This window comes from Sphingomonas sp. PP-F2F-G114-C0414 (genome assembly GCF_003688595.1).
Lineage (GTDB): Bacteria > Pseudomonadota > Alphaproteobacteria > Sphingomonadales > Sphingomonadaceae > Sphingomonas.
Genome location: NZ_RCWT01000008.1, coordinates 1 through 1,248 on the forward strand (window position 1 = coordinate 1; position 1,248 = coordinate 1,248).

The following is a 1,248-nucleotide window of genomic DNA, read 5'->3' on the forward strand; positions in this document are numbered from 1 at the left end:
TGACGTGACCCCCGTTTTTTCCTCCAGTTGGAGTTAGAGTCCGACCCCGGAAAGGGACGGACAGATGAAGCGGAAGCAGTTTTCGGAAGAGCAGATCATTGGCATCCTGAAGGAAGCCGAGGCAGGTTCAGTGGTGACGGATCTGTGTCGTCGGCACGGGATGTCTAGCGCGACCTATTACGCCTGGAAGGCCAAGTTCGGCGGTCTGGAGGTGTCCGATGCGAAGAGGCTGCGGGCGCTCGAGGAGGAGAACGTGCGGCTCAAGCGACTGCTGGCGGATACGATGCTCGACAACGCAGGTCTGAAGGACCTGCTCTCAAAAAAATGGTGACGCCTGCCGCGAAGCGGGAAGCGGTCGCGCATCTCCAGACGGCGCTGGGGATGAGCGAGCGGCGGGCGTGTGCTGTCGTCGGGGCGGATCGCACGAGCATGCGGTATCGCTCGAGCCGGGCAGATGATGGCGACCTTCGGTCGCGTCTGCGCGAGCTGGCGCAGCAGCGCCGACGGTTCGGCTATCGGCGTCTGCACATCCTGCTTCGGCGGGAGGGCATCACGATCAACCGCAAGAAGACACAGCGGCTTTACCGCGAGGAAGGTCTGACAGTCCGTCGCCGGAAGGGACGAAAGCGCGCCGTCGGCGCGCGGGCACCGGCTCCGGTGCTGGCGCTACCCAACCAGCGCTGGAGCCTGGACTTCGTGCATGATCAGATGGCCACGGGGCGGCGGTTCCGTATCCTCAACATCGTCGACGACGTGACACGGGAGTGTTTGCGGGCGGTGCTCGACACGTCGATCTCGGGCAAGCGGGTGGTGCGCGAGCTGAGCGACCTGATCGCCGAGCGTGGCGCGCCCAAGATGATCGTCAGCGACAATGGCACCGAGCTGACCTCGAACGCAGTGCTTGCATGGTCGGGCGATGCCGGCGTCGAGTGGCACTATATCGCTCCGGGCAAACCGACGCAGAACGGGTTCGTCGAGAGCTTCAACGGTCGCATGCGCGACGAGCTGCTCAATGAGACGCTGTTCTTCACGGTCCGGCAGGCGCGCACGATACTCGCGCGCTGGATCGAGGACTACAACACCGAGCGGCCACACTCCTCGCTCGGCTACGCCACTCCGGCCGCCTTTGCCGCCGAACTCGAAATGCAACGGTCGGGTTTAAACCCGACCGTTGCTTCACCCGCGCTCCTGCGCGACAACAACGGTCGGTCTCTGGTTGCAGTTGGATGAAAGGCGGGGGTCACGTCA

Annotated in this window: 1 protein-coding gene; it reads left to right on the top strand. The window is 63.9% G+C overall.

Features of this window, described 5'->3' with window-relative positions:
- Positions 1-64 precede the first annotated feature (64 nt).
- A protein-coding gene (locus C8J47_RS00740) for an IS3 family transposase (RefSeq protein WP_121884051.1) occupies positions 65-1,230 on the top strand; the annotation gives its coding sequence in 2 pieces (ribosomal slippage) (positions 65-326 and positions 326-1,230; 1,167 coding nt in all).
- The last annotated feature ends 18 nt before the right edge of the window (positions 1,231-1,248 follow it).